This is a genomic window from Saccharothrix sabaoui (assembly GCF_051756985.1).
Classification (GTDB): Bacteria; Actinomycetota; Actinomycetes; order Mycobacteriales; family Pseudonocardiaceae; genus Actinosynnema.
Map to the genome: position 1 here is coordinate 1 of NZ_JBPKJK010000171.1, position 18899 is coordinate 18899.

Genomic DNA, 18899 nt, shown 5'->3' on the forward strand with positions numbered 1-18899 from the left:
ACCGAGTTGCGCGGGAAGCTGGACGGCGACGTGCTGGTCGCCTCGGACACCGACTACGACGGCGCCCGCCGGGTCTGGAACGGGCTGCACGACCACCACCCCGCGGTGGTCGTGCGGGCGGCCCACGAGGCCGACGTGGTGCGGGCGGTCCGCACGGCGCGGGACCGCGGCCTGCCGCTGTCGGTGCGCGGCGGCGGGCACGACTGGGCGGGCCGGGCCGTGCGCGACGGCGGCCTGGTGATCGACCTCGGCCGGATGCGCGGGGTGGGCGTGGACCCGTTCGCCTCCACGGCCCAGGCGCAGGGCGGCACCACGGCGGGGGTGCTCGGCTCGGCCGTCGACTGGCACGGGCTGGCGGCCGCGGTGGGCACGGTGAAGGCGGTCGGCGTGACCGGCCTGGCCATGGGCGGCGGGTACGGCCTGCTGCTGGGCAAGCACGGCCTGGCGCTGGACAACCTGATCGGCGCGCGGGTGGTGCTCGCCGACGGCGAGGTGGTGACCGCGAGCCCGGTGCGGGAGCCCGACCTGTTCTGGGCGCTGCGCGGGGGCGGCGGCAACTTCGGCGTGGTCACCGAGACCACCTTCCGGGTGCACCCGCTGCGCTCGGTGGTCTCCGGCATGGTGCTGTTCGGGCTGGACCAGGCGCGCTCGGTGCTGCGCGGCTACCGCGAGCTGACCGCCGCCGCGCCGGACGAGCTGACCGTGATGACCGGCTTCTTCTGCGGTCCGGACGGCCGGGCGCTGCTGTACCTGCTGCCGATGTGGAGCGGCAACCCGGCGCGCGGCGAGGACTGGGCCGCGCGGGTGACCGCGCTGGGCAAGCCGCTCTCGGCGCAGCTCGGGTCGATGACGCCGTTCGAGGTGCTGGGCCTGCTCGACGCCACCGTGGTGGACGGCAGGCACACGGTGGCGGCGAACCGGCAGCTGCCGGAGATCACCGACGAGGTGGCCGAGGTGCTGGTGGACGCGGCCGAGCGGATCACCTCGCCGTACTCGGGCGTGTTCGTGCACCACTTCCACGGCGCCGCGACGCGCGTGCCGTCCTCGGCGACGGCGTTCGCGCTGCGCCGGGAGCACAACCTGGTGGAGGTCGTCGGCACGTGGGAGGTCGGCGAGGACGGCGACCGCCACCGGGAGTGGGTGGAGCGGCTGTCCGCGGACCTGGCGCCGCACTCCCTGCCCGGCGGGTACCAGAACCTGCTGGCGCCGGAGGACACCGAACGGGTGCGCGTCGCCTACGGCCCGAACGCCACGAGGTTGTTCGAGGTCAAGCGGCGGTACGACCCGGACAACGCGTTCAGCGGTGTGCCGACGCTGTTCTGACCGCCCGGGTCCGGCCGGTCCGGGGTCCGATCAGCCCGGGGTCCAGCGGTCCGGGGGCACCACCCCGGGTCACCGCGGCGGCAGCAGCGCCTCGGCGAGCGCGCGGGCCTGGCGCGACGGCCCGGTCGGGCCGAGGGCCTGCGAGGAGGCGTTGACGCCCTCGACCACCAGCACGAGGTGGTCGGCCAGCACGTCCGGGTCGTCCACCCCGCCCAGCGCCCCGACCAGCTCGCCGATCCGGGTCCTCATCCACTCCTTGGCCGCGACGGCGCGCACGTGGACGGGCGAGGCCGGGTCGGGGAACTCGGCCAGGGCCATCAGGAAGGCACAACCGCGGCGGGCGTCGGACTGGATGTCGTCGGTCAGGGCGTCGAACACGGCGAGCACCCGCTCGCGCGGGTCGGGGCCCGCCGACCGCACGGCGTCCGCGAACCACGCCCTGGTCAGCTCGTCCGCCCGGGCCACGTAGGCGGCGACCAGGTCGTCCTTGTCGGCGAACAGCCGGTACAGCGTGGTGGGCGCGACGCCCGCCGCGGCGGCGACCTTGTCGACACCGGTGACCCGGATGCCGTTGCCGTGGAAGAGCCCGTGGGCGACGCGCAGGACGTGCTCACGGGTGTCAGCGGAAGTGCGTTGCATCGCGGCCACCCCTTGCTTCGGTCCGTCCGACTGTATTACGGTTGGCCGCGCAATGCTAGGGATCGTTCCCTAACACCGGGTCGACCGACTGGGACCAGGGCGTCGCAGGAGAACGCCCCGCGGGTCCGGCAGAAGGACCCGCGGGACACCACCGAACTACGAGGAAGGTGCACATGAGTGCAGACCTGCGACCGGGACTCAGCCCGGCGCGAACCAACCTGGCGCTCGGCGCTTTGTTCCTCGGCGCATTCGTCGCGGGCAGCGCCGAGCTGATCGTCGTCGGCATCCTGAACCTGATCGCCGACGACATGGGCGTCTCGATCGGCTCCGCGGGCAGCCTGGTGACGACCTACGCGCTGGGCGTGTCCATCGGCGGTCCGATCCTGACCGCCCTCACGATCAAGTTCGCCCGCAAGCAGCTGCTCCAGCTGACCCTGGCGGCCTACGTGGTGGGCAACGTGCTCGCCGTGGTGGCCACCGGCTTCGGCATGCTGCTGTTCGCCCGGGTGCTCACCGGCTCGCTGCACGGCCTGTTCATGGGCGTGGCCTTCGCCGTCGGCGCGGGCATGATGCCGCCGGAGAAGATGGGCAAGGCGATCTCGTTCGTCTTCGGCGGCGTGGCGGTCTCCACCGCCCTCGGCGTCCCGATCGGCACCCTGATCGGCCAGAGCTGGGGCTGGGAGGCGTCGTTCGTGGCCATCGTCATCACCGGCGCCCTGGCCCTGGTGCTGGCGCTGGTCGTCATCCCGCCGGTGCCGAACTCGGGGGTCGGCGGCTTCGGCGCGCAGGCCAAGCACGCGCTCGCGCCCAAGGTGCTGGCGCTGCTGGGCCTCGGCTTCCTGATCATGGGCGGCCAGTTCGCCGGCCTGACCTACCTCCAGCCGTTCCTGGCCGACGTCACCGGCATCTCCGGCGGCACCATCTCGATCTTCCTGCTGGTGTACGGCATCGCGAACGCCGTCGGCACGTTCCTGGGCGGTTCCGCCGCGGACAAGAACGCCGCGGGCACGATCGTCGTCGGCAGCCTGATCCTGGTGATCGCGCTCGCGGCGCTGTACTTCGCCGGTTCCAACCCGGTGGTGGCCGCGATCGCCCTGGGCGTGTGGGGCATCGTCGGGTTCGGCATCGTGCCGTCGATCCAGTACCGCGTGGTCACCCTCGCCGGCCCGGGTCGCGACTTCGCGGCCACGCTGCCCGCCTCGGCGGTCACCGCGGGCATCGCGGTCGGTGCGCTCATCGGCGGCGCGGCGATCAACCGCGGCGCGGACGGCGCCATGCTGACGGCGCTGATCATCTGCGCGGTCGGCGTCGTGGCGGCGTGGGCCACCAGCGCGCTCAAGCCCGCGGCGGAGCCCACCAGCGCGGGCACCGCCGTACCGGTGGAGGACGAGAAGGCCGCCACCAGCTGAGCGGTCCCTCCACCGAGGCGAGGCAGCGTATCCCCCACGCTGCCTCGCCTCCCCCGTGCCCGGACCACGACAGGACAGGAGCAGCGCCTTGCGCGCAGGAGCGATCTTCCCGCAGACGGAGATCGGCGACGACCCCGAGGACATCCGCACGTGGGCGCGGTCGGTCGAGGAGATCGGCTACGCCCACGCGCTGGTGTTCGACCACGTGGCGGGCGCCGACTTCCGCGCCCGCCCGAACCGGCCCGCCTACGACCACGAGACGCCGTTCCACGAGGTGTTCGTCCTGCTCGGCTTCCTGGCCGCGGTCACGACCCGGCTGGAGCTGGCCACCGGCGTGCTCGTGCTGCCGCAGCGGCAGACCGTGCTGGTGGCGAAGCAGGCGGCCGAGGTCGACGTCCTCAGCGGCGGCCGGCTGCGGCTGGGCGTCGGGATCGGCTGGAACAGCGTGGAGTACGAGGCCCTCGGCGAGGACTTCACCAACCGGGGCGCGCGCAGCGCCGAGCAGGTCGAGCTGATGCGCCTGCTGTGGGCGCGGCCGTCCGTGGACTTCCGGGGCCGCTGGCACACCGTCGACCACGCGGGCATCAAGCCGCGGCCGGCGGCCGGGCGCGTCCCGGTGTGGTTCGGCGGCAACGCGGAACCGGTGCTGCGCCGGGCCGGGCGGCTGGGCGACGGGTGGTTGCCGCAGCGCGCGCCCGACGCGGTGGCCGCGGACATGCTGCGGCGCGTCCGGGGCTACGCCGCCGAGGCGGGCCGCGACCCCGGCGCGCTGGGGTTCGAGCCCCGGTTGAAGCTCTCGGAGGTCCCGGAGCGCGACTGGGCCTCGTTCGCGGCCGGGTGGCGCGAGCTGGGCGCCACGCACCTGTGCGTGAGCACGATGGGGCTGGGCCTCGGGTCGGTCGACGAGCACCTCGCCGTGCTGCGGGACGTGCTGCCGATCCTCTGAGCACGTGCGGAGGGGCCTCCCACCGGTCGGTGGGAGGCCCCTCGTCGTGGACCGGCGCTCAGGGCACCCGGTGCAGCAGGGCTTCGGCCTCGACGGGGCCGACCACCTGGTTGAAGACCGGCGTGCCCAGTTCCTGCCTGCGGCTGTCCGCGAGGGCGCCGTTGTCCACTGGCGCGAAGCCGAACTCCTCGACCAGGGCGGAGACCCTGGCCTTGGCGTCGGCGTCGTCGGAGGCCACGGGGACCGCGATCCGCTCGGCGAGGGGCAGGTCGGGCCGACCCTCGTCGCGCAGCCTGCGGTACCACACGGTGTTGAAAGCCTTGACCACGACCGCGCCGGGCAGCAGCCCGGCCAGGACCTGGCCGCTGCTGGTCTCCCCGGACTCCAGCCGCGGGTCGTGGCCGTCGCGGTCGGCGTAGTAGTTGCCCGCGTCGACCACGACGCGCCCCTCGAAGGCGGCGGCGGGCAGCTCGGCGTAGCGGTTGAACGGGATGGCCAGGAAGACCAGCTCCCCCGCCCGCGCGGCGTCCTCCACCGTGCCCGCCTTCACCTTCGGGCCGAATTCCGCGACCAGGTCCGCGAGCGTCTCGGGACCGCGCGAGTTCGCGATCACGACCTCGTGCCCGTTGCGGACGAGCTGCGCGGTCAGGGCACCGCCGATCTCACCGGCGCCGATGATTCCGAAGGCCACGGCCACCATTCCTCTCCTCCCGGTCGGACCGGGGAACGCTGTTCTCGTGATTCGGGCGACGGGGCCGGCCGGCCGGAGGGGGACGCCGCCCGGCCGGCCCCGGCTCGTCAGTTCTCGACGAGGGTGTAGCTGCCGGGCTGCACGGACGACAGGTCGATGGCCGACAGGAAGTCCTGCGTCTCCGGGGCGCCGTAGAAGGCCGAGATGACCGCCTGCGCGGCCTCCGGGCTCGCCCACGTCACCACGATCAGCCACTCGCCGTGCTCGGCGATGGCCGACTGGCGCGAGACGAAGCCCGGCTTGGGCTCCATGTACTCGCGCTGCATCTTGATGTTGATCTCCCGGAACTTGGCCTCGTCGAACCCGTCGACCAACCGGAACCTGATTGTCTCGACAATTGCCATCGGTAACCGCACCCCATTCGGAACGAGTGGTCAACAACTCATCCCGAACATTACCCGCGAACAATGCGCGGACCAGGCCGGAGCGATTTACCGGGGGTATTCCGTGAATTCGACGTTGTCCGTCCGTTCCGTTCCCGCGACGGGTCGCGGGGGCGGTCCGGCCGGCACGGGCGACGGCGCGTGCGCCCGTGCCGGCCGGGGACCTCAGGCGCCGACGACCTCGGGGGTCAGGGCGGCGAGACCGGCCTTGGCGACCGGGCCGTCCTCGCCGGCCTGACCGCCCGCGACACCGATGGCGCCGACGATCGTGCCGCCGACGACGATCGGCACGCCGCCGGGGACGACGGCCACGTCGGGCTGGGTCGACAGACCCGCCAGCAGGGCGGGGTTGCCGGACAGGAACTGGCTCAGCCCCTCGGTCTCGAAACCGAGACCGGCGGACGTCACCGCCTTGCTGACGGCCAGGCGGCCGCTCAGGAAGGTGGCACCGTCCTGGCGCGCGAGCGCGACGGTGTTGCCCCCGTTGTCGACGACGGCGACGGCGACGGCGACGTTCAGCTGCTCGGCGTGCGCGAGGGCCGCGTCCAGCGCGCGGCGGGCGTCCTGGAAGGACAGTGCAGGCGTGTTCACGCTCGTGACTCCTACTCGACCGGGTATCCGACGAGGGCGAGCCTAATGTAGGGGAACCCTCCCTAACAAGGGGGCGGGTCCAACCCGGTGCAGACCGAGCACCGTGATGTCGTCGGACTGCGACGCGCCGCCGACGTGCCGCCGCAGCACCTCGTCCACGGAGGCCAGCAGCTCCTCGGCCGAGCCGCCCGGCGGCACCGCGGCCAGCACCGGCTCCACGCCCAGCCGCCGCCCGACCGCGTCCCGCGCCTCGGTCACGCCGTCGGTGTAGACCAGCAGCGAGTCCCCCGGGCCGAGCCGGACGTGGCCCAGCGCGTGCACCCCGTCGGCGAGCATCCCGAGCGCGGGCCCGGTGGGCGGCAGCTCCGTGCGCGAACCGTCGGCGCGCACCACCACCGGCGGGTTGTGGCCGCAGTTGATGTAGACCAGGTCCCCGGACAGCGGGTCGAGCACGCCGAAGAACACCGTCGCGAAGTAGCCCTGCCGCAGGTGGTTGCGGGCCAGGTAGCGGTTGGTGTCGGCGACCGCCCGCGCCAGCGGTCCGGCGCCGTGGGTCAACCGCGGCGACAGCCCCGGGTCACCCGCCTCGCGCGGCACCGCGTCGTCCTCGGCGCCGTGCCGCAACAGGGTGCGGATGAGCGCCATGAACAGGGCCGCGCCGATGCCCTTGTCGCACACGTCGGCCACGACCAGCCCCAGCCGGTGGCCGTCGAGCAGCTCGAAGCAGTCGTAGAAGTCGCCCGCGACCAGGCGGGCCGGCCGGAAGCGGGCGGCCAGCTCCCACCCGGGCGGCGCGGGCAGGACGTCGGGCAGGAACCCGGCCTGCAGGTCGTTGACCAGGGACAGGTCCTGCTCGTACTCGTGGAACGCGGCCTCGGCGGCGCGCCGGTCCGCCAACGCGGCGAACCGGTCGCGCTCCCCCGTCGACAGCAGCCGCCCGCGCAGCAGCACCGGCGAGTACGGCGGCGCGACGTAGTCGTACCCCGCGCGCACGCAGGCCTCCAGCGCGGCCAGGTCGCCGTCGGCGAACACCACCACCCGGTGCCGCGCGCCCGCGTCGGCGAGCCTGCGGGTCAGCACCCCCACCAGGCGCAGGCCCAGCGACGCCGCGAACAGCACCACGTCGGGCCGCCCGGCCCCGTCCACCTCACCCGGCTCCACCACCTGGACGCGGAAACCCGCCTCCTCCAGCGAGGCCGCCACGACCGGCAGCCCGCGGGCCACCACCAGCACCTCGCGCGTCTGCCGCTCAACAGCTGTCAGTGCCACTTCGACCCTCCCCCGGCAGCCGGCGCACCACCATCGTGCTGCGGTTCCGGCCGTCCACGTACTCGTAGTGGAACTCGTCGAGGGCCGTCAGGGCGAGGTGCACACCCAACCCGCCCGGAGTCCGTTCGGTCGGGTGGGTCCCCAGCACGTCCGACGGGTCGTGGGCGCGCGGGTCGAACGGCGGCGCCCGGTCCTCGGTGCGCACCCACACCCGGTCACCGTCCACCCCGCCGCAGACGCGGACCTCGCCGCGCCCGCCGTAGCCGTGCTCGACGATGTTCGTTGCGATCTCGTCGACGGCCAACCTCAACCGGTGGGCCTGCCCGCGGGTCAGGGAGGCGCGCTCGGCGAGGCCGCGCACCACCTCCGCGACCCGCGGGCCCACCGTGTCCGCGGTCTCCACCGCGGACGACGACTCGGCGGTCATGCCCCCGCCGGCTCCTGCATCACCACGCTGCGGTCGAAACCGGTCAGCCGGATCGTCTCGGCCACCTCCGGCTGCGTCCCGACCAGCACGATCTGCACGCCGCGGCCCAGCCTCTGGTGCGCGTACACCAGGCTGCGCAGTCCCGCGGAGGACAGGTAGGACAGCTCGTCCATCAGCAGCACCAGCCGCTTGAGCGGCTGGGCGGCGACCTCGGCGATCACCCGGTTCAGCTTGCCCGCCGACCGCGCCTCCAACTCGCCGCGCAGCCGGATCGTGGCGATCCCGTCCCACACGTGGCTCTTGGCCTCGAAACCCATCGTCCCTCACACCCCTCTCGTCGGGCGGGCGGTCAGCACCACCACCGAACGCGGCCCCGCCCACAGCCGCGACCGGTCGGCGACCGGTGGTTCCGTGCCGGGCTCGTGCGCCTCGCCCGTCCAGGTGTCGGCGAACAGGCGCCACCCGAAGCCCTCCGGGAGCGCCACCTCCACGCCCTCCCAGTGGGTGTTGGCCGCCACGAACACGTGGTCCTCGCCGCGGCTCACCCGCGCGGCCAGCAGCCTGCTCGACGGCGACCAGTCCGGTTCGCCGCCGTCCGCGCCCTGCCAGGTCACGTCCCGGCCGCCGACGAGGTGGCCCCGGTGGCGCAGCGCCGGGTGGGCCGCGCGGAACGCGAGCACCCGGCGGGTGAACTCGACCAGGTCGTCGTTGCGCCCCACCAGGTCCCAGTCGAACCAGGACAGCTCGCCGTCGTGGCAGTAGGCGTTGTTGTTGCCGCGCTGGGTGCGGCCCGCCTCGTCACCGGCCAGCAGCATCGGCACGCCCTGGCTGGTCGCCAGCAGCAGCAGGGCGTTGCGCACCTGCCGCGCCCGCAGCGCCAGCACGCCGGGGTCGTCGGTGGGCCCCTCGACGCCGCTGTTCCACGAGTTGTTGCCGTTGTCGCCGTCGCGACCGCCCTCGCCGTTGGCCTCGTTGTGCTTGTCGTTGTAGGACACCAGGTCGGCGAGGGTGAAGCCGTCGTGCGCGGTGACGAAGTTGACCGACGCCGCCGGCTCGCGGTCGCCGTAGAGGTCGGGCGACCCGGCGAACCGGGTGGCCACCTCCCCCACCACGCCGTCGTCGCCCTTGAGGAAGCGGCGCAGCGCGTCGCGGTAGCGGCCGTTCCACTCGGCGAAGCGCCGGTGGCCGGGGAAGCTGCCCACCTGGTAGAGGCCGGCGGCGTCCCACGCCTCGGCGATCAGCTTGCAGTCGCGCAGCACCGGGTCGTTGGCCAGCGCCTCCACCAGCGGCGGGTTCGCCAGCACCGCGCCGTCGGAACCGCGCGAGAGGATGGCCGCCAGGTCGAAGCGGAACCCGTCGACGTGGTACTCCGAGGCCCAGTAGCGCAGGCAGTCCAGCACGAAGCCGCGCACCACCGGGTCGTTGCAGTCGACGGTGTTGCCGGTGCCGCTGAAGTTGTAGTACTCCCCGCGCGGCGTGAGCATGTAGAACGTGCGGTTGTCCAGGCCGCGGAACGAGATCGTCGGCCCGTCCTCGTTGCCCTCGGCGGTGTGGTTGAACACCACGTCGAGGAAGACCTCGATGCCCGCCCGGTGCAGCTCCTTCACCAGGGTCTTCAGCTCGTCCACGGGGGACGGACCGGCGGCGAAGGACGCCTTGGGGGCGAAGAAGCCCACGGTGCTGTAGCCCCAGTAGTTGTACCACCAGGTGTCCGTTACCGGGTCGTGGCGCGAGTCGGTGAACTCGTCGAACTCGAACACCGGCATCAGCTCGACGCAGTTCACGCCGAGGCGCTTGAGGTACGGGATCTTCTCGACCAGCCCGGCGTAGGTGCCGGGCGACCGGACCCCGGAGCTCGGGTGCCGGGTGAAGCCGCGCACGTGCAGCTCGTAGACCACCAGGTCCTCGGGCGCGTGGCCGGGCCGGCGGTCGTCCTCCCAGTCGAACTCGTCGCGCACCACGCGCGAGCGCCACCGGGTCGGCGCGTACCTCGGGCCGGGCCGCACGCCCCACTCCTCGGCACCCGCCAGGGCCTTCGCGTACGGGTCGACCAGCACGGCGGTCGGGTCGAACCGGTGCCCGGCGACCGGGTCGAACGGCCCGTCCACGCGGTAGCCGTAGTCGACCTCGTCGGGGTCGACCCCGAACACGGTCATCGCCCACGCGCCGCCCACCCGGAACTCCTCCGGGAACGGCAGCTCCGCCAGCACCTCGGTCGACCCGCGGGCGAACAGCACCAGCGTGACGGCCGTGGCGTGGTTGGACGGCACCGAGAAGGTGACCCCGCCGGGCACGGGGGTGGCGCCGAACGGCAGCTGCCGCCCGGCGCGCACCTCGTACCCGGCGATCCACCGCGTGGCCAGGTCGGCGGTCACCGGACTACCCCTCCGCGGGCGCCAGGTGGGCCCGCACCGTGAGGTCGTGGTCGGAGTCGGGCAGGTTGACCGTCATCGCCACCGGGTCGAAGTCGGCGTGCGGCCGGCCGTCGACCTCCACCCACTCCAGGCGGGCCGCCCCGGCGGGCAGCGCGTCCGGCGCGACCCGCAGCACGCGGTCCTTGAAGCCGTCCGCGCGCGGCTTGAACCACAGCGACAGCGGGCCGCCGCCGAGCAGCAGCCGGCCGTACACGGTGGCCAGGAACGCCAGCTCCGCCGCGTGGTACACGGACATGGAGTGGCTGCCCTTGAGCCGCTCGGTGCCCAGCAGGTACGGGTGGCCGTCCGCCAGCACGTTGAAGTAGACGCCGCCCTCGTCGTGGTCGAGGAAGAACGCGTTGTAGAACGCCTGCGCCTCGCGGCCGTGCCGCAGGAACTCGTCGTCGCCGGTGGTGCCCGCGAGGACCAGGTAGGCCAGGATGGCCTGCTCCTGCTGCCACCACGCCTTGCGGTCGTGCCACACCAGGCGGTGGGTGTCCTGGCCGACGCCCAGCACCCGCTGCACCACGTCGTACCAGCCGCCGCGCTGCCGGTCCGCGCCGTAGGCGGGCAGCGAGCGGGCGATCCGGTCGGCGAGCGTGGTGTAGGAGTCCTTGGCCCGGATGGAGTTCATCCGGATCAGGTTCCAGGCGATCTTGAGGTTGTGGCCGACCACCGCGCGGTCCTGCTGCCAGCCGTGCGTGCGGTCCGGCGTCCAGTCGCCGTGGAAGCGCTCCTGGACGAACGGGCTGGTCGCGTCCGGGAAGTGCTGGACGATCAGGTCGAACGTCTCCTCCAGCATCTTCGCGTGCCGCTCCTCGCCGGTGGCGAGGTAGAGGTTGATCAGGTACGCGGGCGCGTGGTCGCCGATGGAGTTCCAGTTCTTGCGCGACTTGTTCGGGCCCAGCGAGTCGTGGTGCGGGCTGAGCAGGATCGGGTCGACGTGCGAGTAGTAGCCGCCGCGCACCGGGTCCTTGAAGAACCGCTCGAACAGGCGCAGCGTGCCGTCGATGTCGGACGCGATGCGCGGGTCACCGGTGATGCGGTAGGTCTGGGTGGGGCCGACCAGGGCGTAGATCTGCTCGTAGGCCGGGATGGACTGCGCGTCGTCGGTGAACTCCGACGCGAAGGAGCGGAACTGGGCGCCGTCGCGCACGTCGATGCCGTGGTACCAGTAGACGACGTTCTCGTCCCGGTCGACGAACCGCATGTTGTCGCGCAGGTACTCGGTGCCGCGTTCGGCGACGTCCAGGAAGTCCTCGTCGCCGGTGAGCATGTAGGCGCTGGCCATGCCGTAGACCAGGCGCGAGAGGGTGTCGGTCTCCTGCACGTGGTCGTCGGACTTGTCGCCGCCCAGGCGCAGGACCGTGCGGTAGTCGGCGAAGTCGACGGGGCTCTTCGCGCCGAACTGGGCGTGCCGGTAGAAGCGGGCCAGCTCGGCGAGCTGCCGGGGCCACCAGTCGGTCTCCTCGAACCGGTAGCGGTCGCCGGGGCCCACCAGCACGACGCGCTTGGCGTCGAACACCGCGTCGCCGCGCTCCGGGTAGTACAGGCCGTGGACGAAGACGTGCCGGCCGGGCGTGAGCAGGTCGCGCAGCGGCTCCGGCACGCTGACCGGCGGCTCGCCCAGGTTGCGGGTCATCTCCGCGTACGTGTCGCGGGTGATCCTGGCCCGGACCGCGCGGCCGTCGCTGGTGCGCAGGTCCAGCGCGCCCCGGGTGGGGTCGAACGCGACCACGTACCCGGCGACGAGGTCGGAGAACACGAAGTCCATGCGGTTGTCAGCGACCATGGGTCGTCACCTGCACTCCAATCGGTGCCCACCCCCACGGGGCGGGTCTGCTGGGTAAGCCCCGAACGCACGACCCGCACGTCGCGAACGCACGACTCACGGGCCACGAGCGCAGGACTCGCCGAGGTCCGGCCGGGACACCGGCGAGTCCTGCGTTGACGACCCGCGAGTCATGCGCTCGTGCGCGGTGTGTCGTGCGCTCGCGGGCGGCGGGTCGTGCGCTCGGGTCAGGGGCGGGGGTCGGTGGCCGCGTGGCGCGGGCCGGGCGGGGTCAGGCCGATGCCGCGCAACATGCGTTGGCGGCTGCGCATGCTGCCCACCGGGGTGCGCGCCGCGATCAGGTCGATCAACGTGCGCGCGAACAGGTGCGCGGCGTCGGCGCTGCGCCCCGTGACGAGGTCGCCGTCCACCACCACGTCCTGGTCGGTGTACGCGGCGCCCATGTTGCGCACGTCCCCGATCAGGTTGTTGTGGCAGGTGACCCGGCGACCGGCCACGACCTCGGGGATCGGCGCGACCAGCCACATGCCGTGGCAGATGATCCCCTTGAGGACGCCCGGCTCGGCGAACGCCCGGGCGAGGAGGTCCACGGCGGGCGCCCGGCCCGTCGGGGTCTCGCTGTAGCGCAGCCGGTCCGACACCATGCCCGAGGGCACGATGAGGGCGTCGTAGCCGCGCAGGGTGTCGTCGTCCACCGCCTCCAGGTCGCCGCTGACGGTCAGCGGCACCTGGTACTCGTGGCCGGTGAAGGTGATCGACTCCTGGCCCCACAACCGGGTCAGGTACTCGATCGTGGCGCCCTCCTCGGCGAACCTGCGCTCGTAGTAGGCGATTTCCGGTTCGACGTAGTCGGTTTCCATGAAGATCGCGACGGTGCGGCCGGCCAGGCGACCGTTCTCGCGACGCGCGAGTTCCGGCATCTGCGACCCTCCTACTTCGTGACCAGGTCGATCAGGAACGGACCGGTGGCGGTGAGCATCCGCCGCACGGCACCCGCCACCTGGCTCGGCTTCTCCACCCGCACGCCGTCCACGCCCAGGGCGCGGGCCAGCTCGGCGAACCCGATCTCCGGCCGGCCCAGGTCGAACCCGGACGGGTACTCGTGCCGGTCGATGCCGCGTTCGCTCCAGTACTGCTCGATGTTGAGGTCGAGCAGCTCGTAGCGGTGGTTGTTGCAGATGACGAACTTGGCCGCGATCCCCTCGCGGGCCGCCGTCCACAGCGCCTGGATGGTGTACATCGAGCCGCCGTCGCCGGTGAACCCGACGACCTCGGCGTCGGGCCGGGCCATCTTGGCGCCGATGGCGCCGGGGATGCCGATGCCCAGCGACCCGCCGCGGGTGGAGAAGTAGTTGCCCTTCACCCGCGGCGGCAGGTACTTGGTGAGCGCCGGCGAGGAGGTGAGGGCCTCGTCGAAGATCACCAGGTCGCTGCCGCCCTGCTCGGCCAGCTCGGCCGCGAACAGCTCCATCATCGGCGCGTTCTGCCCCGGTCGGGGCCGCCGCCACACCGCCGACGAGCGCGCGGTGGGTCGCCGCCCCGCCGCGAACAGCCGCTCGCCCAGCGCGGCCAGGGTGTGCTTCGGGTCCGCGGCCAGCGCCACGTCCACCGGGTGGTTCTTGGCGATCTCGTAGGTGTCCAGGTCGACGTGCACGATCTTCGCGTCGGCCCGGAACGGGTTGTGCAGCGAGGGGAACACCTCGGGGAACACGTAGGTCCCCACGATCAGCACGGCGTCCGCGTCCGCCACCTGGCGCTCGGAGTTGGCGCCGAACATGTGCCCGAGCTGTCCCTGCCACAGCGGGTGCGTGTTGTCCATGTTCAGCTCGGAGGAGTCCAGGCCCCACACCGGCGCGTCGAGCAGCTCCGCCACGCGGGTCAGCTCGTCCTGCGCACCGGAGACCGACACGCCGTCGCCCATGAGGATCACGGGGTGGTACGCGCCGGTCAGCGCGGCGGTCGCCCTGTCCAGGTCCTCCTGGACAGGGACGACCGCCTGGCTGGGTACGGTGCTGCGCCGCACCTCCTCGGTGTTCTCCGCGTCGAGCACGTCCATCGGCAGCGCGACGAAGACCGGACCGCGCGGGGCGGTCATGGCCGTCTTCACGGCGCGGCGCAGGGTGCGCAGCAGCGACGACGGGTGGGTGACCCGGGTGGCCCACTTGGTCACCGGCCTCGCCATGGCGACGAGGTCGGTGGCCATCTGCGAGTCCATCGCGTCGTACCGCACCCCGGCCTCGCCCGCGATGACCACCAGCGGTGAATGACCGCGCATGGCCTGGTACAGCATGCCGATGCCGTTGCCGAGACCCACGCCGGTGTGCAGCTGGACCAGCGCGGGCCCGGCCGTCGCCCTGGCGTAGCCGTCGGCCATCGCGATGGCGACGGTCTCCTGCAGCGCCAGCACGTACTCGAAGCCCGGCACGCCCTCCAGGATGTCCAGGAACCCCTCTTCCACGGTTCCCGGATTCCCGAACATCCGGGTAAAGCCATCCGCGACGAACTGCTCGAAGATGGCGACCTTTCCCGGCCTTGCGGTCATGACCGTATTCCTTCCCGATTCGCTACAGCTGAGTGGTCACCAACCGAATCGGCGCAGGCCGGATTCGAGGACTTCGACGAGCTTCTCACCGGCCGGGAACGAGTCCGGCGTGGAACGCGCGGTGATGAACGGGTAGTCGACGATCACCGAGACCTCCTTGCCGACGTTGCCGTGGTAGGCACCGTCGGGGCCGGTGGCGTCGCGGAGGATGTACTCCAGGGGGTACGGCGGCGGGCCCATGTTGAAGTCGACGCCGATGAAGCCGGTGCCGTCCTTGTAGTCGTACTCCTTGCAGTGGCCCGTGACGTGCTTGCCCCAGATGATCGACTTGCGGTCCTCCCAGTCGCGGGCGAAGGCCAGCGGCGCGACGCCGTAGCACTCGCCGACGATGGGCTTGTCCGCGCGCAGGAACGCGAGGATCAGCTCGTGCAGGCGCTCGTTGTTGGCCAGGTCCACGATCGGGCCGGAGCCGCCGACGATCACCAGGGCGTCGAACTGCTTGATGTCCTCGTCGAGGTTGCCCAGCTCGCGGTTGTACGCCTCGATGCGGCGCAGGAAGTCCGGCTCGCTGAAGTACGGGCGGTCCGGGATCCACTCGGCGAGGCTGATGGGGTTGTCGAGCCGGGACGACTCGTCCAGCTCCTTCGCCGCCACCGCGACCTCCGGCGTGGTCACCGACCGGCCCAGGGGCGGGTCGATGTAGCCGGGGTCGAGGCTCGGCGGCAGTGCTCGGGCCCGCGCGCCGGTGGGCGTCGCGAAGACCGACTGGTAGCCCCGCTCGTCGAACGTGGCGACCGGGCCGAGGAGTTCCTCGCCCCAGTAGCCGTATTCCGAGAGGACGAACAGAATCTTCTTCGTCATCGTTTCTCCGTCGCTGGTGTCGGCAGATCCGTGGTGAATTGCTGCCGAGGACGAGTTGACCCGATCGGGGCCGGGGCGACAAGCACCGGACGGGGCCGCACGGCCACTCCGTGAAGTAGGACCGGGAGTTAACGGCAAGACCTGCGCGAACGGCCGATGGCGCACTTCGTGACGTCCGCCCCGACCACGGGTGAATGCGCTGGTCAGGAACTTTCCGAACCGATCGAGAAACGGTTATCCGCGTTCTCCGGATGCGGCATCCTTTTGTTCGATCCACCGAGAAAGGACGGGTGTGATGTCCGGCCGAATCTATGTCGAAGATGTGATGCCGGTGGTCGCCGCGGGACGTTATCCCGCGAAGGCCGTCGTGGGTGAGCACGTCCCGGTGACCGCCGCGGTGTGGCGCGAGGGGCACGACGCGGCGGGCGCGACCGTGGTGTGGCGGGGACCCGGCGACCGGGCGGCGCGGCGGACGCGCATGGTCCTGGTCGACCCGGGCGCGGACCGCTGGTCCGCCCCGATCGCCCCCGACCGGCCCGGCCAGTGGACCTTCCGGGTGGACGCGTGGTCCGACCCGTGGGCCACCTGGGAGCACGCGGTGCGGGCCAAGCTCGACGCGGGTCAGGGCGCGGCGGAGCTGGCCAACGACCTCGCCGCCGGCGTGGACCTGCTGCGGCGGGCGGCGCTGGTCAAGCGGCCGAGGGAGGAGCGGGCGGCGCTGCTGGGCGCGGCACGCGCGCTCGACGACCCGGCGCTGCCACCGGGCAGGCGGGTGGCGCCCGCGCTGGCCGCCCCGGTGGCGCGGGCGATGCGCGAGCGCCCGGTGCGCGACCTGGTCAGCCGCGGCGAGACCCACCGGCTGTGGGTGGACCGCGACCGCGCCGCGCACGGTTCCTGGTACGAGTTCTTCCCCCGCTCCACCGGGGGGTGGGACGCGGGGGGAAAGCCGGTGCACGGCACGTTCGCCACCGCCGCCGACGCGCTGGAGCGGATCGCCCGGATGGGGTTCGACGTGGTGTACCTGCCACCGATCCACCCGATCGGGGAGGTGAACCGCAAGGGGCGCGACAACGCCCTGACCGCCGGGCCGGACGACGTGGGCTCGCCGTGGGCGATCGGCTCGCGCGACGGCGGGCACGACGCCGTGCACCCCGACCTGGGGACGCTGGTCGACTTCAAGGCGTTCGTCGACCGGGCCGCCGGGCTGGGCCTGGAGGTGGCGCTGGACCTGGCGCTCCAGTGCGCGCCCGACCACCCGTGGGTGACCGAGCACCCCGAGTGGTTCACCGAGCTGCCCGACGGGACCATCGCGTACGCGGAGAACCCGCCGAAGAAGTACCAGGACATCTACCCGCTGAACTTCGACAACGACCCGCTGGGCCTGCGCGCGGAGATCCTCCGCGTGGTGCGGTTCTGGATCGGCCAGGGCGTGCGGATCTTCCGGGTGGACAACCCGCACACCAAGCCGCCGGACTTCTGGCACTGGCTGATCTGGCAGGTCAAGCACGAGCACCCGGACGTGGTGTTCCTGGCCGAGGCGTTCACCCGGCCCGCCCGCCTGTACGGGTTGGCGCGCCTGGGCTTCGACCAGAGCTACACCTACTTCACGTGGCGGAACACCAAGGCCGAGCTGACCGGTTTCGGGCTGGAGATCGCCGCGCACGGCCACGAGGCCAGGCCGAACCTGTTCGTCACCACCCCCGACATCCTGCCGCGGGAGCTCCAGGCCGGCCTGCCCGCGATGTCCGCGCTGCGCGCCACCCTGGCCGCGACGCTGGCGCCCACGTGGGGCGTGTACTCGGGCTTCGAGCTGCACGAGCACGAGGTGCTGCGCGAGGGCGGCGAGGAGTTCCGCGCCTCGGAGAAGTACGAGCTGCAGCCCCGCGACTTCGAGCGCGCCCTGCGCGAGGGGCGCTCGCTGGAGCCGTGGCTGACCCGCCTCAACGAGCTGCGCCGCGCCCACCCGGCGCTGCGGCAGCTGCGCGAGCTGCGCTTCCACGACGTCGACAACGACGCGCTGATCGCCTACTCCAAGACCGACCCCGCCACCGGCGACACCGTGCTGTGCGTGGTGACCCTCGACCCGGTCACGCCGCAGGAGGGCACGTTGCGCCTCGACCCGGCCGACCTGGGCGTGGGCGAGGCGTTCACCGCGCACGACGAGGTCACCGGCCAGACCTGGCGCTGGGGGCGGGAGAACTACGTCCGGCTCGACCCGGCCACAGCCGTGGCCCACGTCGTCGACATCGGCCGCCCGACCACGGGCGACCCCGCACGTCGCACCGAAGGAGCGTGAGGACCGTGTCGCTCGCGAACGACCCCACCACCGCCGACTGGTTCAAGCGCGCGGTGTTCTACGAGGTGCTGGTCAGCGCGTTCGCCGACTCCAACGGCGACGGCGTCGGCGACCTGGCCGGCCTGGAGTCCAAGCTGGACTACCTGGAGTGGCTCGGCGTGGACTGCGTCTGGCTGCCGCCGTTCTACGCCTCCCCGATGAACGACGGCGGCTACGACATCAGCGACTTCCGGGCCGTGCGGCCGGAGTTCGGGGAGCTGTCCGACTTCGTGCGGCTGCTCGACTCCGCGCACCGGCGCGGCATGAAGGTCATCACCGACCTGGTCATGAACCACACCTCGTCCGCGCACCCGTGGTTCCAGGAGTCGCGCCGCGACCCCACCGGCCCGTACGGCGACTTCTACGTGTGGGGCGACAGCGACCAGCGCTACGACCTGACCCGGATCATCTTCGTCGACACCGAGTCCTCGAACTGGACCTGGGACCCGGAGCGCGGCCAGTTCTACTGGCACCGGTTCTTCTCCCACCAGCCGGACCTGAACTACGACAACCCGGCCGTGCAGAGCGCCATGCTCGACGTCCTGCGCTTCTGGCTGGACCTCGGCATCGACGGGTTCCGGCTCGACGCCGTGCCCTACCTGTTCGAGCGGGACGGCACGAACAACGAGAACCTGCAGGAGACGCACGACTTCCTCAAGCTGGTGCGCAAGGTCGTCGACGACGAGTACCCCGGCCGGGTGCTGCTGGCCGAGGCCAACCAGTGGCCCGCCGACGTGGCGCACTACTTCGGCGACCCGGGCGTGGGCGGCGACGAGTGCCACATGGCGTTCCACTTCCCGCTCATGCCCCGCCTGTTCATGGGCCTGCGCAAGGAGTCGGCGCTGCCCGTCACCGAGATCCTGGAGCGGACGCCGCCCATCCCGTCGGGCGCGCAGTGGGGCATCTTCCTGCGCAACCACGACGAGCTGACCCTGGAGATGGTCACCGACGACGAGCGCGAGTTCATGTACGCCGAGTACGCGCCGGAGCCGCGGATGAGGGCCAACGTGGGCATCCGCCGCCGGCTGGCCCCGCTGCTGGGCAACGACCGGGGGCAGCAGGAGCTGCTCACCGCGATCCTGCTGTCCATGCCCGGCTCGCCCGTCCTGTACTACGGCGACGAGATCGGCATGGGCGACGACATCTGGCTGCCCGACCGCGACGGCGTGCGCACGCATCACGGCGTCGGTGAACGCGCGCACCTTCCCCGGCGAGTA

17 protein-coding genes are annotated in these 18899 nt (G+C 72.4%); 5 read left to right on the forward strand and 12 right to left on the reverse strand.

Annotated elements, in window-relative coordinates:
- Positions 1-1323 (forward strand): FAD-binding oxidoreductase (locus ACR807_RS34955; RefSeq protein ID WP_438925776.1); only part of this gene is annotated, 1323 nt, incomplete at its 5' end.
- Between the two features lie 69 nt (positions 1324-1392).
- Here the strand turns inward: ACR807_RS34955 and ACR807_RS34960 are convergent.
- Entirely contained in the window at positions 1393-1962 is a 570-nt protein-coding gene (locus ACR807_RS34960; RefSeq protein ID WP_438925777.1) for a TetR/AcrR family transcriptional regulator, read from the reverse strand.
- A gap of 173 nt (positions 1963-2135) precedes the next feature.
- Here ACR807_RS34960 and ACR807_RS34965 point away from each other — a divergent pair, with 173 nt between their 5' ends.
- Both ACR807_RS34965 and ACR807_RS34970 read left to right on the forward strand, forming a co-directional pair.
- Complete coding sequence (locus ACR807_RS34965) at positions 2136-3371, forward strand: MFS transporter (protein ID WP_438925778.1); 1236 nt, start codon at positions 2136-2138, stop codon at positions 3369-3371.
- A gap of 88 nt (positions 3372-3459) precedes the next feature.
- Positions 3460-4317 carry an LLM class F420-dependent oxidoreductase gene (locus ACR807_RS34970; RefSeq protein ID WP_438925779.1) on the forward strand — a complete coding sequence of 286 codons (858 nt, stop codon included), beginning with the start codon at positions 3460-3462 and terminating at the stop codon, positions 4315-4317.
- 58 nt (positions 4318-4375) lie between these two features.
- Here ACR807_RS34970 and ACR807_RS34975 read toward each other — a convergent pair whose 3' ends face one another.
- The 11 genes from ACR807_RS34975 to ACR807_RS35025 form a co-directional block, all read right to left on the reverse strand.
- A complete protein-coding gene (locus ACR807_RS34975) occupies positions 4376-5008 on the reverse strand; it encodes an NADPH-dependent F420 reductase (RefSeq protein ID WP_438925780.1) in 633 nt (210 codons plus the stop codon).
- Between the two features lie 107 nt (positions 5009-5115).
- The gene (locus ACR807_RS34980) at positions 5116-5412 is read right to left on the reverse strand and encodes a hypothetical protein (protein WP_438925781.1); all 297 of its coding nucleotides are present in this window, start codon (positions 5410-5412) and stop codon (positions 5116-5118) included.
- Positions 5413-5616: 204 nt separating this feature from the next.
- Positions 5617-6042, reverse strand: a complete 426-nt coding sequence (locus tag ACR807_RS34985; RefSeq protein WP_438925782.1) for a GlcG/HbpS family heme-binding protein — start codon at positions 6040-6042, stop codon at positions 5617-5619.
- Positions 6043-6084: 42 nt separating this feature from the next.
- On the reverse strand, positions 6085-7311 hold the full coding sequence (locus ACR807_RS34990; RefSeq protein ID WP_438925783.1) for a PP2C family protein-serine/threonine phosphatase: 1227 nt from the start codon (positions 7309-7311) through the stop codon (positions 6085-6087).
- Entirely contained in the window at positions 7292-7738 is a 447-nt protein-coding gene (locus ACR807_RS34995) for an ATP-binding protein (RefSeq protein WP_438925784.1), read from the reverse strand. The genes ACR807_RS34990 and ACR807_RS34995 overlap by 20 nt, the downstream gene beginning before the upstream one ends.
- Entirely contained in the window at positions 7735-8055 is a 321-nt protein-coding gene (locus ACR807_RS35000; protein WP_438925785.1) for an STAS domain-containing protein, read from the reverse strand. The genes ACR807_RS34995 and ACR807_RS35000 overlap by 4 nt, the downstream gene beginning before the upstream one ends.
- Before the next feature lie 6 nt (positions 8056-8061).
- Complete coding sequence (gene glgX / locus ACR807_RS35005) at positions 8062-10113, reverse strand: glycogen debranching protein GlgX (RefSeq protein WP_438925786.1); 2052 nt, start codon at positions 10111-10113, stop codon at positions 8062-8064.
- Positions 10114-10117: 4 nt separating this feature from the next.
- Positions 10118-11944: an AGE family epimerase/isomerase gene (locus ACR807_RS35010; protein WP_438925787.1), complete on the reverse strand. Its 1827-nt coding sequence runs from the start codon at positions 11942-11944 to the stop codon at positions 10118-10120.
- 227 nt (positions 11945-12171) lie between these two features.
- On the reverse strand, positions 12172-12864 hold the full coding sequence (locus ACR807_RS35015; protein ID WP_438925788.1) for a DJ-1/PfpI family protein: 693 nt from the start codon (positions 12862-12864) through the stop codon (positions 12172-12174).
- An 11-nt stretch (positions 12865-12875) separates the two neighbouring features.
- Entirely contained in the window at positions 12876-14486 is a 1611-nt protein-coding gene (locus ACR807_RS35020; protein ID WP_438925789.1) for a thiamine pyrophosphate-binding protein, read from the reverse strand.
- Positions 14487-14522: 36 nt separating this feature from the next.
- Positions 14523-15347: a type 1 glutamine amidotransferase domain-containing protein gene (locus ACR807_RS35025; protein ID WP_438925790.1), complete on the reverse strand. Its 825-nt coding sequence runs from the start codon at positions 15345-15347 to the stop codon at positions 14523-14525.
- Positions 15348-15642: 295 nt separating this feature from the next.
- Between ACR807_RS35025 and ACR807_RS35030 the strand changes: the two genes are divergently transcribed.
- Positions 15643-17643, forward strand: coding sequence for a maltotransferase domain-containing protein (locus ACR807_RS35030; RefSeq protein ID WP_438925791.1), 2001 nt, complete (start codon positions 15643-15645; stop codon positions 17641-17643).
- Positions 17644-17648: 5 nt separating this feature from the next.
- On the forward strand, positions 17649-18899 hold a 1251-nt coding region (gene treS, locus ACR807_RS35035), incomplete at its 3' end, for a maltose alpha-D-glucosyltransferase (protein ID WP_438925792.1).

What these genes read in the sequence shown, in the direction of transcription:
- ACR807_RS35020 (WP_438925789.1), bottom strand. Translation starts at nt 14,486, where the DNA reads ATGACCGCAAGGCCGGGAAAGGTCGCCATCTTCGAGCAGTTCGTCGCG.
- ACR807_RS35015 (WP_438925788.1), bottom strand. Translation starts at nt 12,864, where the DNA reads ATGCCGGAACTCGCGCGTCGCGAGAACGGTCGCCTGGCCGGCCGCACC.
- ACR807_RS35025 (WP_438925790.1), bottom strand. Translation starts at nt 15,347, where the DNA reads ATGACGAAGAAGATTCTGTTCGTCCTCTCGGAATACGGCTACTGGGGC.
- ACR807_RS34960 (WP_438925777.1), bottom strand. Translation starts at nt 1,962, where the DNA reads ATGCAACGCACTTCCGCTGACACCCGTGAGCACGTCCTGCGCGTCGCC.
- ACR807_RS34965 (WP_438925778.1), top strand. Translation starts at nt 2,136, where the DNA reads ATGAGTGCAGACCTGCGACCGGGACTCAGCCCGGCGCGAACCAACCTG.
- ACR807_RS35000 (WP_438925785.1), bottom strand. Translation starts at nt 8,055, where the DNA reads ATGGGTTTCGAGGCCAAGAGCCACGTGTGGGACGGGATCGCCACGATC.
- ACR807_RS35010 (WP_438925787.1), bottom strand. Translation starts at nt 11,944, where the DNA reads ATGGTCGCTGACAACCGCATGGACTTCGTGTTCTCCGACCTCGTCGCC.
- ACR807_RS34980 (WP_438925781.1), bottom strand. Translation starts at nt 5,412, where the DNA reads ATGGCAATTGTCGAGACAATCAGGTTCCGGTTGGTCGACGGGTTCGAC.
- ACR807_RS34995 (WP_438925784.1), bottom strand. Translation starts at nt 7,738, where the DNA reads ATGACCGCCGAGTCGTCGTCCGCGGTGGAGACCGCGGACACGGTGGGC.
- ACR807_RS35030 (WP_438925791.1), top strand. Translation starts at nt 15,643, where the DNA reads ATGTCCGGCCGAATCTATGTCGAAGATGTGATGCCGGTGGTCGCCGCG.